The organism is Thalassotalea coralli (genome assembly GCF_055786205.1).
The window spans coordinates 1-832 of the sequence record NZ_JBVVBK010000017.1 but is presented as its reverse complement, the minus strand read 5'-3'; the positions used below and the strand labels follow the sequence as shown (position 1 = coordinate 832).

The window sequence follows — 832 nt, the reverse complement described above, 5'->3', positions numbered from 1 at the left end:
TGTGACATGGTAGACGACGAAGAACTTCTTGAGTTAGTAGAGATGGAAGTTCGTGAACTTCTTTCTGAGTACGACTTCCCAGGTGATGACCTTCCAATTATCGCTGGTTCTGCATTAGGTGCATTGAACGGCGAAGCACAATGGGAAGAGAAAATCCTTGAGCTAGCTAACGAATTAGATACTTACATTCCAGAGCCAGAGCGTGCAATCGACGGTGACTTCATCTTACCAATCGAAGATGTATTCTCAATCCAAGGTCGTGGTACAGTAGTAACTGGTCGTGTTGAGCGTGGTATCATCACAGTAGGTGACGATGTAGAAATCGTTGGTATCAAAGACACTACAACTACTACATGTACTGGTGTAGAGATGTTCCGTAAGCTTCTAGACGAAGGTCGTGCAGGTGAGAACTGTGGTATCTTATTACGTGGTACTAAGCGTGATGAAGTACAACGTGGTCAAGTACTTGCTAAGCCAGGTTCAATCAACCCACACACTAAGTTCGAATCAGAAGTATACGTACTAACTAAAGATGAAGGTGGTCGTCATACTCCATTCTTCAAAGGTTACCGTCCACAGTTCTACTTCCGTACAACTGACATCACTGGTGCTGTAGAGCTTCCAGAAGGTGTAGAAATGGTAATGCCAGGCGACAACTTGAAGTTTGTTGTTGAGCTAATCAACCCAATCGCGATGGACGAAGGTTTACGCTTCGCAATCCGTGAAGGTGGCCGTACAGTAGGTGCTGGTGTTGTATCTAAGATCATCGACTAATATCGATTCTTAGTTCACATCGAACATCTAGAAAAAGAGCGCTTAGGCGCTCTTTTTT

General features: G+C 44.2%; 1 protein-coding gene. It reads left to right on the top strand.

The genetic code is table 11. The annotated features are described in order from the left end of the window. Positions 1 to 774, top strand: a 774-nt coding sequence (locus ACOB80_RS20785) for an elongation factor Tu (RefSeq protein WP_473167797.1), incomplete at its 5' end; no start/stop codon positions are given. Positions 775 to 832 lie beyond the last annotated feature (58 nt).